The organism is Streptosporangium jomthongense (assembly GCF_042650425.1).
GTDB lineage: Bacteria > Actinomycetota > Actinomycetes > Streptosporangiales > Streptosporangiaceae > Streptosporangium.
Genome location: NZ_JBHSBC010000032.1, coordinates 439,127 through 456,040, shown reverse-complemented (window position 1 = coordinate 456,040; position 16,914 = coordinate 439,127). Strand labels below are relative to the sequence as shown.

16 protein-coding genes are annotated in these 16,914 nt (G+C 71.3%); 6 read left to right on the top strand and 10 right to left on the bottom strand.

Annotated features, from left to right (window positions below):
• Positions 1–155: 155 nt before the first annotated feature.
• Positions 156–1,583 (top strand): adenosylhomocysteinase, encoded by a 1,428-nt coding sequence (ahcY, locus tag ACFOYY_RS27605; protein WP_352009864.1) that lies wholly within the window; start codon positions 156–158, stop codon positions 1,581–1,583.
• A gap of 63 nt (positions 1,584–1,646) precedes the next feature.
• Complete coding sequence (locus tag ACFOYY_RS27600) at positions 1,647–2,888, top strand: adenosylhomocysteinase (protein WP_352009863.1); 1,242 nt, start codon at positions 1,647–1,649, stop codon at positions 2,886–2,888.
• Positions 2,889–2,890: 2 nt separating this feature from the next.
• Here the strand turns inward: ACFOYY_RS27600 and ACFOYY_RS27595 are convergent, their stop codons facing one another.
• A complete protein-coding gene (locus tag ACFOYY_RS27595; protein WP_352009862.1) occupies positions 2,891–3,550 on the bottom strand; it encodes a DUF305 domain-containing protein in 660 nt (219 codons plus the stop codon).
• 184 nt (positions 3,551–3,734) lie between these two features.
• On the opposite strand from ACFOYY_RS27595, the gene ACFOYY_RS27590 reads away from it, so the two are divergent.
• Positions 3,735–5,144, top strand: coding sequence for an LVIVD repeat-containing protein (locus ACFOYY_RS27590; RefSeq protein ID WP_352009861.1), 1,410 nt, complete (start codon positions 3,735–3,737; stop codon positions 5,142–5,144).
• Between the two features lie 52 nt (positions 5,145–5,196).
• On the opposite strand, the gene ACFOYY_RS27585 is transcribed toward ACFOYY_RS27590, so the two are convergent.
• Together ACFOYY_RS27585 and ACFOYY_RS27580 are read right to left on the bottom strand one after the other, a co-directional pair.
• The gene (locus ACFOYY_RS27585) at positions 5,197–6,144 is read right to left on the bottom strand and encodes an RDD family protein (RefSeq protein WP_386193357.1); all 948 of its coding nucleotides are present in this window, start codon (positions 6,142–6,144) and stop codon (positions 5,197–5,199) included.
• A gap of 48 nt (positions 6,145–6,192) precedes the next feature.
• Entirely contained in the window at positions 6,193–6,717 is a 525-nt protein-coding gene (locus ACFOYY_RS27580) for a pyridoxamine 5'-phosphate oxidase family protein (protein ID WP_352009859.1), read from the bottom strand.
• Positions 6,718–6,817: 100 nt separating this feature from the next.
• On the opposite strand from ACFOYY_RS27580, the gene ACFOYY_RS27575 reads away from it, so the two are divergent.
• Positions 6,818–7,309 carry a winged helix-turn-helix transcriptional regulator gene (locus ACFOYY_RS27575; protein ID WP_352009858.1) on the top strand — a complete coding sequence of 164 codons (492 nt, stop codon included), beginning with the start codon at positions 6,818–6,820 and terminating at the stop codon, positions 7,307–7,309.
• On the opposite strand, the gene ACFOYY_RS27570 is transcribed toward ACFOYY_RS27575, so the two are convergent.
• Both ACFOYY_RS27570 and ACFOYY_RS27565 read right to left on the bottom strand, forming a co-directional pair.
• On the bottom strand, positions 7,278–7,970 hold the full coding sequence (locus ACFOYY_RS27570; protein ID WP_352009857.1) for a B3/B4 domain-containing protein: 693 nt from the start codon (positions 7,968–7,970) through the stop codon (positions 7,278–7,280). The two genes, ACFOYY_RS27575 and ACFOYY_RS27570, sit on opposite strands and share 32 nt — an antisense overlap.
• Positions 7,971–8,060: 90 nt before the next feature.
• The gene (locus tag ACFOYY_RS27565) at positions 8,061–8,897 is read right to left on the bottom strand and encodes an arylamine N-acetyltransferase family protein (protein WP_386193352.1); all 837 of its coding nucleotides are present in this window, start codon (positions 8,895–8,897) and stop codon (positions 8,061–8,063) included.
• A 105-nt stretch (positions 8,898–9,002) separates the two neighbouring features.
• On the opposite strand from ACFOYY_RS27565, the gene ACFOYY_RS27560 reads away from it, so the two are divergent.
• Complete coding sequence (locus ACFOYY_RS27560; protein ID WP_362772423.1) at positions 9,003–9,998, top strand: stage II sporulation protein M; 996 nt, start codon at positions 9,003–9,005, stop codon at positions 9,996–9,998.
• 16 nt (positions 9,999–10,014) lie between these two features.
• On the opposite strand, the gene ACFOYY_RS27555 is transcribed toward ACFOYY_RS27560, so the two are convergent.
• The 5 genes from ACFOYY_RS27555 to ACFOYY_RS27535 form a co-directional block, all read right to left on the bottom strand.
• Entirely contained in the window at positions 10,015–11,382 is a 1,368-nt protein-coding gene (locus tag ACFOYY_RS27555) for a DUF58 domain-containing protein (RefSeq protein WP_352009854.1), read from the bottom strand.
• A 55-nt stretch (positions 11,383–11,437) separates the two neighbouring features.
• Positions 11,438–12,445, bottom strand: coding sequence for an AAA family ATPase (locus tag ACFOYY_RS27550; RefSeq protein ID WP_386194077.1), 1,008 nt, complete (start codon positions 12,443–12,445; stop codon positions 11,438–11,440).
• 218 nt (positions 12,446–12,663) lie between these two features.
• Entirely contained in the window at positions 12,664–13,857 is a 1,194-nt protein-coding gene (locus tag ACFOYY_RS27545; RefSeq protein ID WP_386193348.1) for a DUF4350 domain-containing protein, read from the bottom strand.
• Entirely contained in the window at positions 13,854–14,531 is a 678-nt protein-coding gene (locus tag ACFOYY_RS27540) for a DUF4129 domain-containing protein (RefSeq protein WP_386193345.1), read from the bottom strand. Before ACFOYY_RS27540 ends, ACFOYY_RS27545 begins: the two co-directional genes overlap by 4 nt.
• Complete coding sequence (locus tag ACFOYY_RS27535) at positions 14,516–15,874, bottom strand: glycerophosphoryl diester phosphodiesterase membrane domain-containing protein (RefSeq protein ID WP_386193342.1); 1,359 nt, start codon at positions 15,872–15,874, stop codon at positions 14,516–14,518. Before ACFOYY_RS27535 ends, ACFOYY_RS27540 begins: the two co-directional genes overlap by 16 nt.
• Before the next feature lie 360 nt (positions 15,875–16,234).
• Between ACFOYY_RS27535 and mtrA the strand changes: the two genes are divergently transcribed.
• Positions 16,235–16,912 (top strand): MtrAB system response regulator MtrA, encoded by a 678-nt coding sequence (gene mtrA / locus ACFOYY_RS27530; protein WP_030907316.1) that lies wholly within the window; start codon positions 16,235–16,237, stop codon positions 16,910–16,912.
• Positions 16,913–16,914 lie beyond the last annotated feature (2 nt).

Genomic DNA, 16,914 nt, shown 5'->3' with positions numbered 1-16,914 from the left:
CTCACAAGGTGCGCGGAGCCGTATCGGGCGCCTACACTCACTTCGTCTGCTTTCCGGTGGAGTGAGAGCCGTGCCCGGAAGCGAAGCGGGGCCGCGCACGCGGCGAGCCCGGCGGGGGCATGCGGCGCCAGACCATCAACCAGAGGGGTTAATTCATGGACTTCAAGGTCGCCGACCTTTCCCTGGCCGCTTTCGGGCGTCGGGAGATCCAGCTCGCCGAGCACGAGATGCCGGGTCTGATGGCCGTCCGCAAGGAGTACGCGGACTCCCAGCCGCTGGCCGGCGCGAAGATCATGGGCTCGCTGCACATGACCATCCAGACCGCCGTACTGATCGAGACGCTGGTCGCGCTCGGCGCCGAGGTTCGCTGGGTGAGCTGCAACATCTTCTCCACCCAGGACCACGCCGCCGCCGCCGTGGTCGTCGGCCCCGAGGGCACCGTCGAGGACCCCAAGGGCGTTCCGGTCTTCGCCTGGAAGGGCGAGACCCTGGAGGAGTACTGGTGGTGCACCGAGCAGGCGCTCGTCTGGCCCGGCGGTGACGGCCCCAACATGATCCTCGACGACGGTGGCGACGCGACGCTGCTCGTCCACAAGGGTGTCGAGTACGAGAAGGCCGGTGCCGTCCCCGGCGCCTCCGAGGGCGACTCCGAGGAGTGGCAGGTCATCCTGGAGCTGCTGCGCCGTACGGTCGGGCCGGACAAGCGCTGGACCGAGATCGCCTCGCGCATCAAGGGCGTCACCGAGGAGACCACCACCGGTGTCCACCGCCTGTACGAGATGTTCAAGGCGGGCTCGCTGCTCTTCCCGGCGATCAACGTCAACGACTCGGTGACCAAGTCGAAGTTCGACAACAAGTACGGCTGCCGCCACTCGGTCATCGACGGCCTCAACCGCGCCACCGACGTGCTGATCGGCGGCAAGGTCGCGGTCGTGGCCGGTTACGGCGACGTCGGCAAGGGCTGCGCCGACGCCCTCAGGGGCCAGGGCGCCCGGGTCATCGTCACCGAGATCGACCCGATCTGCGCGCTCCAGGCGGCCATGGACGGCTTCCAGGTCACCACGCTCGACGACGTCGTCGGCATCGCCGACATCTTCGTCACCACGACCGGCAACTTCGACATCATCACCGCCGACCACATGTCGCGGATGAAGCACAACGCGATCGTGTCCAACATCGGGCACTTCGACAACGAGATCGACATGGCCGGCCTGGCCAAGATCCCGGGCATCGTCAAGACCGAGGTCAAGCCGCAGGTCCACACCTGGGCCTTCCCCGACGGCCGTCAGATCATCGTGCTCGCCGAGGGCCGTCTGATGAACCTGGGCTGCGCCACCGGCCACCCCTCGTTCGTCATGTCCAACTCGTTCACCAACCAGGTGATCGCCCAGATCGAGCTGTTCACCAAGACCGAGCAGTACCCGGTCGGCGTCTACGTGCTGCCCAAGCACCTGGACGAGAAGGTCGCCCGCCTCCACCTCGACGCCCTCGGCGTGAAGCTCACCAAGCTCACCAAGGAGCAGGCGGAGTACATCGGCGTGGACGTCGAGGGCCCCTACAAGGCCGACCACTACCGTTACTGATCGAACCGTCAGACCCGGCCCCCGCGTGGCACGCGGGGGCCTTCGGGCCATCTGGGGAGGACCGTGGACAGCGCGCTGACGGCCGCCGGGGAGCGGCGGATCGGGTGGGCGGCGCGGGCGATGCCGGTGCTCACCGCGATCGGGGAACGGTTCGCGGCCGACGAGCCGTTCGACGGGCTGCGGATCGCCGCCTGCCTGCACGTGACGGCGGAGACCGCCGTCCTCATGGGTGCCCTTCGGGCGGGCGGGGCCGAGATCGCGCTGGCCGCCTCCAACCCGCTGTCCACCCAGGACGACGTGGCCCAGGCCCTCGGCGCGTACGGCGTGCGCGTGCACGCGCTGGCGGGGGTCGACCGGCAGACCTACTACCGGCACATCCACCAGGCCCTGGACATCGTCCCCGACCTGGTTCTCGACGACGGCTGTGACCTGGTCAACATCCTGCACACCGAGCGGACCGAACTCCTCGAAACGGTCTCCGGCGGCTGCGAGGAGACCACGACCGGGGTCATCAGGCTCCGGCAGATGGCGGCGGAGCGGGCGTTGCGCTTCCCCGTCGTCGCGGTCAACGACACCCGGACCAAACGGATGTTCGACAACCGGTACGGCACCGGCCAGTCGACCCTGGACGGCATCATGCGCGCGACCAACACGCTGCTGGCGGGCAAGGTCGTGGTCGTCGCCGGGTTCGGCTTCTGTGGCCGGGGGGTGGCCGAGCGGGCCAGGGGCCTGGGCGCCCGGGTCGTCGTCACCGAGATCGACCCGGTCAAGGCGCTCGACGCCTCGCTGCAGGGTTACGACGTGCGGACCATGGCCGCCGCGGCGGTGGTCGGCGACGTGTTCGTCACCGTGACCGGCAACCGCGACGTCATCAGGGGTGAGCACCTGGCGGCGATGAAGGACGGCGCGATCCTGGCCAACGCCGGCCACTTCGACGTCGAGATCGACGTCAGGGCCCTTGAGGAACTGGCCCGCGAGGTGCGGCCCGGGGTGCGGCCGAACACCGACGAGTACGTCCTGGCCGACGGGCGCAGGCTGTTGCTGCTGGCCGAGGGTCGTCTGGTGAACCTCACGGCCGCCGAGGGGCACCCGGCCGCCGTCATGGACATGTCCTTCTCCGCCCAGGCCCTCGCCGTGGCCTGGCTGGCCCGTGAGCGGGCCCGGCTCGAACCCGGCGTCTACGACGTTCCCGAGGAGGTCGACGTGGAGGTGGCCAGGCTCAAGCTCGCCGCCGCGGGCATCGAGGTCGACCACCTGACCACGCAGCAGGAGGAGTACCTGCGCTCCTGGCGCCTGGGCTCCTGACCTCAGGGGGAGGCCAGGAGGCGGGCCATCCTGCGGATCTCCCCGGCCTGGACCGTGGCGATCTCGTTGGCCATCTCCTCGATCCTCAGGTGCGAGCCGTTGGTCAGGACCTCCGCCGACATCGTGATCGCGCCCCGGTGGTGGGCCGTCATCAGCCGCAGGAAGAGGCGGTCGAACTCCGGGCCCGAGGCGGCGGCCAGGGTGCCGAGCTGCTCGGGGGTGGCCATACCGGGCATGACGCCGTGGTTCGTGTGGTGGTCCGGTAGCCGCATGCCCTGCTCGGTCAGCCACCGGGACATGACCTGGATCTCCGGCCCCTGTGAGTCTTTGATCCGGGAGGCCAGGGCGCGGACCGTCGGGTCGCCCGCGTGGGTGAGGGCCAGGGTCGCCATCTCCAGGGCCTGCCGGTGGTGGACGATCATGTCCTGCGCGTACCGCACGTCGGCCGCGTTCGCCGTCGGGGTGGGCACCGCCGTCGCCGCCTCGTCCGCCCCGAGCGTCCTGGCGGCCTCGCCCGGCCTGCCGGGCGCGATGACGGGCGCGGTCGGCGGCGCGGCCGACAGCGGGGCGGACAGCGCCGCCGGTCGCCCGCCGGTCGAGCAGGCGGTGGCCGACAGGGCCGACAGGGCCGTGAGAACGGCGAGCACCAGTCTGACGCGCACCCGGCCTCCTTCGTGATCTCCCGACTCCCCCGGGCAAGGACGATAACCCGGGGAGGGAAAGGAGTAAAGGCCGCAGAACGGGAAAATTTACTGACGTGGTCAGGTCTTGTGGTGTCTGCCGTTCGGATAAACAATTCAGTTATTTATCTGTGCTTTATGGCATAAGCGGCAAGGAGGATCACCGGTGTTATCCCCTCTCAGGAAGGGCCTTGGTGGCCGATTCCTGATCGCGGCCGCGGCCGCGGCGGCGCTGGTCCTGGCCACCGTACCGGCCCAGGCCTCCGATCTCCCGGCCCCCGGCCAGGTGGTCACCAGTGCGAATGTGGCGCATGTGACGAATGTTCCCAAGCCCGCCGGGCTGGAGAAGACCATCAACACCGACATCGCATTCCAGGGTGACTATGCGTTCGTCGGAAATTACGGCGGTTTCGCTATCTACGACATTCGCGACCCGAAACACGTCAAGGTGGTCAGCAGTGTCGTATGCCCCGGTTCCCAGATGGACGTCACCGTCCACGACAACCTGCTGTTCACCGCGGTCGACTCCTCCCGCAACAACGACTCCTGCAGCAGCACCGCGCAGAGCGCGTCGGTCAAGGAGTCGTGGGAGGGCGTCCGGATCTTCGACATCAGCGACAAGGCGCATCCGAAGTACATCAAGTCGGTCGAGACGAACTGCGGCTCCCACACCCTGACCCAGGTGCCGGGCAAGGGCAGGGACCGCTGGAGGAACGTCTACCTGTACGTCTCCTCCTACAGCCCCAACGCGGCCTTCCCCGACTGCCAGCCGCCGCATGACAAGATCTCGGTCATCAAGGTGCCGCTGCACAGGCCGGTGGACGCCGCGGTCGTCACCACGCCGGTCGTCTTCCCCGACGGCGGCAACGAGACCCAGCCCGGTCTGCTGCTGCCGACCACCGGCTGCCACGACATCACCGTCTACGCGGAGAAGGACATCGCGGCCGGGGCCTGCATGGGTGACGGCGTGCTGCTGGACATCTCCGACCGGGAGAACCCGGTCGTCACGGCTCGGGTGACCGACCCGAACTTCGCCTTCTGGCACTCGGCGACGTTCAACAACGAGGGCACCAAGGTCATCTTCACCGACGAACTCGGCGGCGGCGGCGCGGCCACCTGCAACGAGGAGACGGGACCCAACCGGGGAGCCGACGCCATCTTCGACATCAGGCGCGGCAGGCTGGTCTTCAAGAGCTACTTCAAGATCTCCCGCTACCAGGGGGAGACCGAGAACTGCGTCGCGCACAACGGCTCACTGATCCCGGTCAGGGGCCGCGACATCCTGGTCCAGGCGTGGTACCAGGGCGGCGTCTCCGTCATCGACTTCACCGACTCGGCCCACCCGAAGGAGATCGGCTTCTTCGAGCGCGGTCCCGACCCCAGCGGTGGCTCCGGCGGCATCTGGTCGGCCTACTACTACAACGGCTACGTCTACGGCAGTGACTTCAACTTCGGGCTCGACGTCCTCAACATCAGCGACAGGCGCACCGACCCGGCGAGGTGGGTCCGCTTCGACCGGTTGAACGTGCAGACCCAGACCTCCTACAGGGGCTGGTTCGGCGTCGGGGCGGAGTGACCGTTCCCCTTCTCCGGTGCCCCGGTCCGCCATGGCCGGGGCACGTCGGTGTTCAGGCGGGCGGGACGAAGCCGCCGGGGGTGGTCGTGGGAGGCGCCTGCGGGACCTGCGGGGGCCGAGGGGGCTGAGGGGCCTGCGTGGGGGGAGCGAAGGGCGGGCCGTACGGCGCGGGCGGCGGGGCGGGCGGCTGCGGATACGGCTGGTACGGAGCCTGGGACGGGGCCTGGAACCGGGGGTCGGGCGGGGGAGCGCCGATCCGCTGCGCCAGCCGCACCTGGTCACGCCTGCGGCGCTCGGCCAGTACGGCGGTCAGGTAGGCGAACGGCGGCACCCCGGACGGCGGGGGCGGTGAGACGAAGGCCGACATCTCGGTGGCGATGCGCACCCCCATCTCGTGCTGCACGGCGGGCGAGAGGTCGTGCCAGCGCATGAGGTACTGCCTGGCGGTCGCGGCGACCCCCTCGGGCAGCCGGGACAGTTCGAGCGTCGCGGCCCAGGCGGCCAGCGGCGGGGGCATCTCCAGGGGCGGGCCGTACTGCCTGGGGGAGCGCTCGGCGATCACGACGGTGCCCGCGAAGACGTCACCGAGCCGTTTGCCCTTCTCGGAGATCAGCGAGCCGATCAGCGCCGGGGCGCCGCCGAGCATCCAGAACTCCACCATTCCGGACAGGCCGCGGAACAGTGCCTGCCGGAACCGCTCCGGGCCGCCGTCGTCGCTGACGACCCTGAGCCCGAGGGCGAGTTTGCCCAGGCTGCGGCCCCTGCTGAGGGTCTCGAAGACCACGGGGTAGCCGACGAGCACGGACACGGTGAAGGCGATGTAGAGCATCACGACCAGTGCCTCGTCGGCGTTCCAGGCCAGGATGCCGATCAGCTGGGAAACGCCGAACAGCGTCACGAACTGGACCGTCATGTCGATCAGCAGTGCCAGGGCCCGGCTCGGTAGCTGGGCGATCCTGACTTCGACGACGACGGCCTCGCCGGTTACGACATCGGTCACATCAGCACCCTACCTATGACGGACCATCCCACTCCCCTACGCAGTTGGTCACTCTCCCTCGAACCGCCAGCGTGTCGCCGTCGAGCCGTCGGCGCCGTAGCCGAAGGCGCGGGTCGGAATGATCCGGTAGACACCGTACTCGGGGGAGCCGGGCAGGTCGTCGGCGAAGGCGGAACCGTCGCGCACCGACAGCCCCCAGCCGTACTTGGCCCCGAACGCGTCGAGGACCCGCCTGATGCCGTCCTCGTCCGTGATCCGTACGGCCTCGCCCTCGATGACGAGGTCGAGTGTCTCGTCGGCGGCGGTGAGGACGCAGCGGGGGTCGCCGGCGAGGTTCCTGCTCTTGCGGGAGTGGGGGCGGCTGGTGAAGCAGGGCGCGCCGTCGACCCAGACCGGCATCAGCGGCACGGCGTGCGGGCCGCCGTCCGGCCGTCCGGTCGACAGCCACGCCCGGTGCGCCGACTCGACGCACGTCCGTGCCAGGTCCCAGGACTTCACCGTCGCCGGGTCGGTGCTGATGGGGGTGGCGTCGGCCTCGCTGAACAGGAGCTCGGCCACCGGGTTCTTCGACATCGCGGATCAGTCCTCTCCTCGTCAGTTCCCTGAGGGAACTCATAGGGCGACCGTAGCAGAGACCATTCCCTGAGGGAACCCACTCACCTAGACTGGGCCGATGCAACGCACTCGGTTCGGTGACATGGCCTGTTCCATCGCCCGCACGCTGGACGTCGTGGGCGAGCCGTGGTCACCGTTGATCCTGCGGGACGTCTACGTTGGAATGAACCGCTTCGAGCAGATCCAGCAGGACCTGGGCATCTCCCGCAAGGTGCTCGCCGAACGGCTCAGATGGCTGACCGAGAACGGCGTGCTCGAACGACGGGCGTACTCGGAGCGGCCACCCCGCGACGAGTATCTGCTCACCGCCAAGGGCAGGGAGCTGTGCGACCTGCTGCTGGTGATGGTGCGCTGGGGTGACCGCTGGACCTCGGGCGAGGCGGGGCCGCCGGTGCTCTACCGCCACCACGCCTGCGGCGAGATCGGCCACGTCGAGCTGTGCTGCTCCTCGTGCGGGCAGCCGATGCGCGCCACCGACGTGGACGTACTGCCCGGCCCGGGAGCGGGCGGGGAGCCGCTCAGAACTCCAGACGCGGAGCCGACCGGCTGAGTGTCACGGCCTTGGGCGCGACCGGCCAGACCTCGCCGAGCTGCCCGGCGACCGTGGCCGTGAGCTCCTCGACGTCCCCGGCCGCCGAGTCGTGCAGCGCCTCGGCGACGATCAGGACCGAGGCGGTGCCCGGTCGTACGGCGGACAGCCCGCTCTGCCGGTTCGTCCACCGGCGGGCGTGCGCCCGGCCCTCGGCGTCGGCGAAGACCACCTCGCGCGGCTCCGGGTTCTCGGTCTCCCCGGAGAAGGTCAGGTAGGTCTCCTCGCCGGTCGCGTGCCTGACCTCAAGGCCCCCGGAGACGTTGGCCAGGTCGAACACGGCGATCGGGATCGCGAACGCGATCGAGACCGCGTTGCACAGGTCGATCAGCGGGTGGATCCGGGGAAGGTCCCCCTCCTTCTTGAAGCGCCGCAGCAGCGCCTCGGAGGCGCAGCGGTACTGGGTCGGCTTGAGGCCCATCTTGGAGAAGGTCCGCCGCCAGGCCTGGATCTCGGGGAACTCGGCCTCGGAGCCCGCCGCGAGCCGCCGCCCGGCGACGGCGGCGAACTCCGTGATCCGCTCCTCGACGGACGCCTCCGGGGTGATCCCGGTGGCCAGGACCACTCCGGCGGCGAGGCCGGGGTGCTCCGCCCAGATGTCGTCCGCGTGCTGGAAGTACATGAGGCCGCTCCCCGTGGGTTCATGTGTCTAGGAGGACACCGTAACCGGTGTCGATCACCGGTACGGCTCGCGGGAACGGGCCGGGACGGGTCAGGAGAGGCGGGCGGTGAGGGCGGCGGCGTCGGCGGGGCCGAGCCGGACGCCGAAGGTCTCCTCAAGGACCTTCGGCACCTCGCCGGGTTCGAGATGCCGCTCCTCGGCGGAGCCGTCGGGGTGGTGGGCGGTCAGCGTGGTCCCCAGCAGGCCGTACAGGACCCCGGGGCCGGGTCGCCTGACCACGAGACGGTTGACGAACGGCGAGTTCGGATGAGTTGAGATGTAGTGATTTATCACGACATAGTCGACGGGGTAGCGCGGGTCGAGAGTGAAGGAGTGCAGGTCGAGCCAGCCGTCCGCGGGGCTGCGCAGGGAGTTCAGCACCCACTCCCGCCCTGCCCGTTCCAGCCGGAAGCGCCGGCCGCCCTGCTCCGACTCGGCGCCCTCGACCAGCTCGATCGGCTCGGTCGGTCCCTCGCCGAAGCCGACGTCGCAGATCCACCCGCTTTCCGGGGACCCGGGCACCTCGACCAGCAGGAGCGCGTGCGTCGCGGCCCGCAGCCTGTCGGAGCCCATCCGCACCCGTGCGGCGAGCCCGGTCACGCCGAACCCCAGCCGTTCGAGCGCCGCGGCGAACAACCGGGTGTGCTCGTAGCAGTAGCCGCCGCGTGCCCCGCGCACCATCTTGTCCTGAAGGGCTTCGAGGTCGAGGAGGACCGGGCGGCCCAGCACGACCTCCAGGTTCTCGAAGGGGATCGCGGCCGCGTGCGCCCGCTGCAGGGCGCGCAGCGTCCGCGCGGTCGGCGCGAGGTCTCCCTCGAAGGAGATCCGCGCCAGATAGGCCGCCAGATCCAGCGTCTCGCCGTCCCAGCCACGCCCCGCCTGGTTCATGTCCCGTCCCCGTCCGGCTCGACCACTCCACAGGCCTCCGAACCTAGGACCTCAATCCCCCTTGAGGTCAAGAAGGGCCCCCGGGCGCGGCATTAGGCTTTCCTGGTGGACATCGACGCCTTCGTCAACGCGCACCGCCCCGTCTGGGACCGCCTTGAGGAGCTGGTACGGCGCCGCAGGTCGCTGAACGGCGCCGAGATCGACGAACTCGTCGAGCTCTACCAGAGGGTCGCGACGCACCTGTCCATCGTGCGCTCAGGCCGGGCGGACCCGTTCCTGGTCGGGCGGCTCTCCGCGCTGGTGGCCAGGGCCCGTTCCGCGGTGACCGGCGCGCACACTCCCGCCTGGCGGGAGTTCGTCCGCTTCTTCACGGTCTCCTTCCCCGTGGTCGCCTACCGCGCCCGCTGGTGGTGGATCGCGACGACCGGGGCGTTCCTGCTGGTCTCGGTGGTCATGGCCGTCTGGGTCGCGCGCGACCCCGCGGTCCAGGCCGCGGTCGGCACGCCGGAGGAGATCCGTCAGCTCGTCGAGCACGACTTCGCCGACTACTACTCGGAGCACCCCGGGGCCTCGTTCGCGGGCCAGGTCTGGGTCAACAACGCCTGGGTCTCGATGCAGGTCATCGTGATGGCCATCCTGCTCGGCCTGCCGATCCCGTACATCCTGTGGCAGAACGCGGCCAACGTGGCCGTCTCCGCAGGTCTGATGGCCTCCCACGACAGGCTGGACGTCTTCTTCGGGCTCATCACGCCGCACGGCCTGCTCGAACTGACCGCCGTCTTCCTGGCCGCCGCCGTCGGCATGCGCCTGGGCTGGACGGTCGTCAACCCGGGGCCGCGCGGGCGGGGCGAGGTCCTCGCCGAGCAGGGCAGAGCCGTGGTGAGCGTGGCGCTCGGGCTGGTCGTCGTCCTGCTGGTCTCCGGGCTCATCGAGGGCCTGGTCACCCCCTCGGGCCTGCCGACCTGGGCGCGCGTCGGCATCGGGGTCGTCGCGGAGGCGGCCTTCCTGGCCTACGTGATCTTCTTCGGCCGCCGTGCCGTGGCCGCGGGGGAGACCGGAGACCTGGAGCGGGCGCCCGACCTGGCCCCGAGCGCCGGATAGGAGCCCGGGGGCCGGGTCACAGGCGGCCCGCGGCCTTCAGGGCGAGGTAGGCGTCGGCGAGGGCGGGGGCGATCTGCTCGGGGGCGGCGTCGACCACCTCGACGCCGTGTCGTCTGAGCCGGGCGGTGATCCTGCGCCGCTCGGCGCTGTGCCGTTCGGCCGCCGCGGCGTTGTAGACCAGTTCGGCGGTGCCGCGCCCGGCCTCCATCGCCGCGACCTGAGGGTCGGAGACGGCGGCCAGCAGTACCAGGTGCCGGGAGGAGAGCTGGGGGAGCACGGGCAGCAGCCCCTCCTCAAGCGAGGCCGGGTTCAGGTCGGTGAGCACCACGACCAGGCAGCGCCGCTTCGCCCTGGACAGCACGGCCGAGACCATGTCCGCCGAGTCGGCCTCGATCAGCTCGGCCTCGATCGGGGCCATGGTGTTGACCAGGGTGGACAGCAGGTCGCCACGGCCCGCGCCGGAGACCCAGGCCCGCACCGCGCGGTCGTGGGCCATGAAGTCGACCCTGTCGCCCGCCCGCGAGGCCAGCGCGGCCAGCAGCAGGGCCGCGTCCATCGACCAGTCGAGGCGGGGCCAGCCGGGCGCCACCCCGGTTCCACCAGGGATGTCCCGGTTGCGGGGAAGCTCACCCGCGAGCGGGATCGGGGCGGTGCCGACCCGTCCCGCCGAGGTTCGCCCGGTGTCCAGGACGATCAGCACCCGGCGGTCGCGTTCGGGACGCCAGGTGCGGACCACCACGTCGTGGCGGCGGGCGGTCGCCCGCCAGTCGATCGAACGGACGTCGTCACCGACCACGTACTCGCGCAGCGAGTCGAACTCGGTGCCCTGCCCCCTGATCATCGAGGGGTGCCTGCCCTCAAGCTCCCTGAGCCTGGACAGCTTGGCGGGCAGGTGCTTGCGGCTGAGGAACGGCGGCAGCACCCGGACCGACCACGGCACGCTGTGGGAGCCCTGGCGGCCCGCGATGCCCAGCGGGCCCAGCGTCCGCACGGTGACGGTGACCGCCTCCCGGTCCCCTCTTCGGGACGGGGTGAGCGTCGTGACCAGGCGGCGGCGCTCCCCGGGAGGGACGTCGAGGACGAAACGGCGCGGAGCCGCCCCCGCCGACGGGGGCCAGGCGTCCCTGAGCAGTCCCTTAGCCCTGCGAGGGCCGGGGTTCTCCACGATCAGCTCGACCGCCGCGGTCTCGCCGAGCCGTACCAGGCGGTCTCCCGCGCGGCTCAGGCGCAGCGGTCGCACGCCCGCGGCCAGCGCCAGGTCGATCGCGACCAGCGCGACCAGCAGCAGCGCGACGGCGGCGACCGCCAGACCGGGCCTGGGCGCGAACAGCACGACCAGCGTCCCCAGCAGGGCCAGCAGCGCGGCCCGTCCCGTCAGTGCCATGTCCGCACCGCCTCGCCCTCTCCTTCGCGCGTCCTCGTCACGATCGGTGCCACGCTCAGCGGGGGACGGGGACGGAGGCGAGGATGGCGTCGATCAGGCCGTCCGCGGTCGCGCCCTCAAGCTCGGCCTCGGGACGCAGCTGGATCCTGTGCCGCAGCGCGGGCCTGGCCAGGGCCTTGACGTCGTCAGGGGTCACGTAGGAACGGCCGGAGAGCCACGCCCAGGCGCGGGCGCCGGCGAGCAGCGCGGTGCCGCCACGCGGTGAGACGCCGAGTTGCAGGGACGGCGACTGGCGGGTGGCCCTGGCGATGTCCACGACGTAGCCGAGCACCTCGGGCCCGGCGTGCACCTGGCTGACGGCCGCGCGTCCCGCGTCCAGGTCCTCGACGGTGGCGACCGCCCTGATGTGGGACAGGTCGCGCGGGTCGAAGCCGAGCGCGTGCCGTTCCAGCACCGCGATCTCCTGGTCGCGGGCGGGCAGCGGCACGGTCAGCTTGAGCAGGAACCGGTCGAGCTGCGCCTCGGGGAGCTGGTAGGTGCCCTCGTACTCGACCGGGTTCTGGGTCGCGGCCACGATGAACGGCTCGGGCAGCGCGCGCGCCCTGCCCTCGACGCTGACCTGGCGCTCCTCCATCGCCTCCAGGAGGGCCGCCTGCGTCTTCGGAGGCGTGCGGTTGATCTCGTCGGCGAGCAGCAGGTTGGTGAAGACCGGGCCCTGCCTGAACTCGAACTCCGAGGTCTTCGCGTCGTAGATCAGGGAGCCGGTGACGTCGCCGGGCATCAGGTCCGGGGTGAACTGCACCCGCTTGAAGTCCAGGGAGAGCGCGGCGGACAGCGTCTTGACGAGCAGGGTCTTGGCGACGCCCGGCACGCCTTCGAGCAGCACGTGCCCCCGGCAGAGCAGGGCGATGACCAGCCCGGTCACCACCGCGTCCTGCCCGACCACGGCCTTGGCGACCTCGGCGCGCAGCGCGCTGAGGGCCTCACGCGCCTCACGCGCCCTGTCGGTCCCCGCGACGGGAGGCACAGGGGCCCCTGGGGGCACAGGGGGCACAGGGGGCATCGGGGGCCCTGGGGGCACAGCGGGCCCGGCGGGGAAGGAGGCGGGCGGCCCGGGAGGCGGGGCGGGAGGCGCCGCGAAGCCGCCCTGGCCGCCGGGGAAGGGCGTCTGGGGCCCCGGGGACGGCGTGCCGCCCTGACCGCCGTTGTCCGGCGGCGTGCCCGCGGGGTCGCCGCCGGTCCCGGGATCGGGGTATCCGGCGCCCGGCTCGCTGCGCTCGCTCACGACTCTCTGACCTGCCTTTCCAACATGTCAAGGTATGCGGCCACGGCTATCAGCCCGGCCTCGTCCGCCGGCGCCCTGCCGTACAGGGCGGAGCCCACATAGGCGGCGGGCTGACCGGTCCTTTCTGCGATCGCGCCGACCACGGCTTCGGGGCCCGCCCCCACGGGCAGTCCGAGCCTGGGGGTCACGCGGTCGACGAAGCCCGTCCTGAGGGCGGAGACGGCCCGGTCACGGGCCCGCCTCGCCCGGTAGAGCCTGGCCCGTCCCTCGACGGTCTCCGCCGCCCTGACCACGACCGGAAGCCGTTCGGTCACCACGGGACCGAGCCTGCGGCCCTGCCAGAGCGCGAGCAGGAGGACCACGACGGCCAGCTGCACGACGGCCCAGACAACCGCGGACGGGATGAGGTCGTACAGGGTCGGCGGCGTGGCGCTCACGGTGGGCGGCGTCTCCGGGGCGACGAGCCAGACCAGCGTGGGCCGCGTCCCGGCCAGGTTCATCGCCAGCGCGGCGTTGCCGTCCTCGGCCAGGCGCAGGTTGCTCATGAACTGGCCGTCGCCGACGACCGTGATCGTACGGCCCGCCTCCTCGTATCTGACCAGGGAGGGGGAGCCGTCCGCCGGGTAGCAGCCGGTCGCCCACGAGGGGGCGGTGAAGGTCGTCCCGCCCAGGTAGACGCTGCCCGCCCTGACCGCGGCGGGCAGCGCGCAGCGCGGCTCGCGCGAGCGCGCCCGTGTCTCCGGGCCGGGGCTCACACCGGGTGCCAGCCGGCCGAGGTACGGCTGGGCGCCGACCACCAGCCGGTCCGCGGGCGTCGAGGCCAGCTGGTCGGCCTCCTCCTCGGTGAGGAAGGAGGTGTCGCCGAGCAGCAGCATGCTGCCGCCGGGGGCCTTCGGGGTCCCGGCGGCCTCGACGGCCTCGGTCACGGAGGTGACCCTGACGACCCGGACACCCTCGGCCCGCAGCAGCTGCGCCAGGCCCCTCGCCCCGGACAGCGAGGTGCTCTCCGGGTCGAGCGGCTTGCCCTCGCCCTGGCCGCCGCCGAGCAGCACCCCGCCGACGGCCACCAGCACGACCAGGAGGGCGATCGACAGGGCGCCCCTGCCGCCGCGCCACAGGCTCCGCGCGGTCGGCGAGGTCGGCGTCGGCCCGAGGGCGTTCACGGGGGCCAGGCCCGTCTGGGAGCTCACGGGACGGCCACCTTGGAGGTTTCCGGGGAGGTTTCCCGGGCGAACACGGGCCGGGCGGCGCGCAGGCGCTCGTCGAGGTCGCGCATGACCTCGTAGGCGGCGGCGGTCCCCGGCACCTCGCCGTAGGTCACGTCGTCGAAGATCCGCGCGGCGGCGGCCAGGTCGGCGGCCAGGCCGGGCAGCGCGCGCCCCGCCTCGACGGCCAGCTCGTCGGCGGTACGGCCGGGCATCGAGTCGATGACGACGCGGTCCTCCAGGTCCCTGGCCACGGCCCTGAGCCGTTCGCGGATCGCCTCGGCCCACTGCTCCCGCGCGGCCAGGTGCTCGGCCGCCTGCCGGTGCTCGGCCGCGCTGCGGCGGCCGTCGCCGAAGACGCCCTCCCGCCTGGTGGAACCGCGCCCGGCCGTCCTGCGGGCGACCAGGAAGACCGCGGTGAGCGCGGCCAGGACGATCACGCCCAGGACGATCCACGCGATCACGCTGCCCACGGTGCCCGCCGCCTCCTGGTCGAGCAGGTCGCCGAGGAACTGGTTGACGACCCGCATGACGCGGTCGACGACGTTCTCCTTGGCGTACTCGGCCTTGAGCAGCTCACGGATCGCCTCACCCGCCGCCCGCCCGCGATCGGTGTCGACGGGGACCGTGAGCGCCGACGCCGTCAGCGGCCCGGCCACGGGGCTCCCTGGCCCGGCTGCCCGGGGGTGGCGGAGGAACTCCACAGGTCGTCGGCGGAGGCGTGCACCCACCCCTGGCGCTGCTGCTCGATGGCCGCGGTCTGCAGCACCAGGTCGAAGGCCTCTGCGCGCATCCTGCGGTCGGCGTAGAGCAGGCCGTACACCCCGGCCTGGAACGGGTAGGTGATCATCGCTCCGACGGTCCCGCCGATCGCGAGGAGGATCGCGAGGAGGATCTGCACGCCCGTCCCGCCCGAGACGAGAATGCCGACGAAGGCCGCGGCGAAGGAGAACGGGACGGAGATCACCAGGCCGACCAGGCCCGCGAGGATGCTCGTGAGCAGCAGGATGCCGAACAGCCGCCAGAAACTGCCCTGGGTCAGCCGCCACGACCTGCTCAGCGAGGCCATGACGCCCGTCTTCTCCAGCACCGCGGCGGGTGCCGCGAGCACGAGCCGGGTGGTGATGAAGGCGGCGTAGACCATGTAGAGGATCATCACCAGCACCATGACCAGTACGAACGCCCCGAGGTCGATGCCGGAGACGGCGGCCGCGTACAGCAGTCCCACGACCGCGGCCAGCGGCAGCAGCAGGATGCCCGCCTCGATGGCGACCAGCCCGAACAGGGTGGGCACCCGTCCCCTGGTCAGCCGCCACGCCTCACCGGTGGTGATCTTCCCGCCGAAGACGGCGCGGCCGAGGATGCGGGTCAGCACGCCGCTGAGCAGGGTCACCGCGACGAACTGCACGGCGTAGGAGATGAGGGAGCCGCCGTAGTCGGCGAGGAAGTCGGTCTGCCCCGTGGTCTCCAGCGCCGTGGGGTCGTTGTTCCTGAAGGCGTCGCCGATCCTGCCGAAGGTCAGGGCCTGGCCGATCGCGACCGGGATGGCGCCGAGCGCGGCGGCGATCGCGGACAGGCCGAGCACGGCCTTGGGGTTGGAGCGGATCAGCTTGATCGCGCCGTCGATGACGTCGCCCACGCCGAGGGGGCGCAGCGGGATGATCCCGGGCCGCAACGCCGGGGGCGGCTGCTGGTAGCCGTACGGAGGCGGGGGGTAGCCCTGCCCCGGATGCGGCTGTCCCGGCGGGTACGGCTGCCCCTGGTACGGCTGCTGCCCGGGGTGATGCCCGGGGTGCTGCTGGTACGGCGGAGGCGGGGAGGAGGGCGGCTGCTGCTGCCCGTGCTGCTGCCCGTACTGTGGCGGGGGCTGGGACGGCGACGGTCCGCCGGGCCCCGATCCGGGCGCGGCCCACGGCGTTCCCTGGGCGTCGCCGTACGGCGGGGGCTGGTTGGACGCCCAGCCGGGTGGGGTGTCGGGAGTGGAGCCGTGTCCGTCTGACATATCCCAATCCTGACATGTGGCCCCACTGCTTGGGCTGCTCGGGAGATCACGGCGAGGTTTCACCGCCCGGGGTGGCCGGGTCCGTCCCAGGGATGGCCGAGACGGTGTCGTTTACCTCAGACTGGGACCGTGACCGTCGCCGATCCGGTGCCCGAGGGCGCCGTGGCCGGAGGTGGCCACGTGGGGGGCTTACGCCGCGTGGGGGTGCTACTACGCGCTTTACGTCGTGTGCGCCTAAAATTCGGCATTCGGATGTCTGGTGGTCAGACTGTGTCATCCGGTGGTCCGGCGAGGGTAATCTTCGACAGCCGTGCCGTTTACCCCAAAAACTCCCAAACTGCGTAAAACGAATGAGGGGCCATGAAAGGACGCGTGCTGGTCGTCGACGACGACGCCGCTCTCGCCGAGATGCTCGGCATCGTGCTACGCGGGGAGGGCTTCGAGCCTTCCTTCGTCTCCGATGGGGACAAGGCGCTGGACGCGTTCCGTGACACCCGCCCGGATCTGGTGCTGCTGGATCTGATGCTTCCCGGGGCCGACGGCATCGACGTGTGCCGGCGCATCCGCGCCGAGTCCGGCGTGCCGATCGTCATGCTGACGGCCAAGAGCGACACCATCGACGTCGTCCTCGGCCTGGAGTCCGGCGCCGACGACTACATCGTCAAGCCGTTCAAGCCCAAGGAACTGGTCGCCAGGGTCCGCGCGCGGCTGCGCCGCACGGACGAGCCGACGCCGGAGATCCTGCAGATCGGCGACATCACCATCGACGTCGCCGGTCACTCGGTCAAGCGCGAAGAGGAGACCATCAACCTCACCCCGCTTGAGTTCGACCTGCTGGTCGCCCTGGCCCGCAAGCCGCGCCAGGTCTTCACCAGGGAGGTGCTGCTCGAACAGGTCTGGGGCTACCGTCACGCGGCCGACACCCGCCTGGTCAACGTGCACGTCCAGCGGCTCCGCGCCAAGATCGAGAAGGATCCCGAGCACCCCGAGATCGTGGTGACCGTGCGCGGCGTCGGCTACAAGGCCGGTCCGGCCTAGGC